We start from the raw sequence: 284 nt of genomic DNA on the forward strand, positions 1-284 counted from the left end.
AAACTGATGTAATGAAGATTCATAAGGAGAATTTAGTTCGCGGAAATGACTATATTAAAGTCCATGTGGAAGATCATATAGGTTTTGGCTTTAATGCTCTTAATATATCTCCACAATCTATAAAAGAGATAAAAACTTTTGTAAAAGATAGGATTACCGTGGTTGCTGATGTACGATTTGATCGTAGAGAAGAATTAGTAAATTCTTTACAACTAAAAGGGTTTAAGTCTTCTTTGAATGAACCCGATATAAACCTTTTATGGAAATGTTATAAAGTATGTGGA

The 284-nt window shown here is 30.6% G+C and carries 1 protein-coding gene; it reads left to right on the forward strand.

Features of this window, described 5'->3' with window-relative positions:
• Positions 1-284: hypothetical protein (locus ACSG5Z_RS32120; protein ID WP_435712973.1), on the forward strand; the 284-nt coding region annotated here is incomplete at both ends.

This window comes from Bacillus pretiosus (genome assembly GCF_051294775.1).
In the GTDB taxonomy this organism is placed as follows: domain Bacteria; phylum Bacillota; class Bacilli; order Bacillales; family Bacillaceae_G; genus Bacillus_A; species Bacillus_A wiedmannii.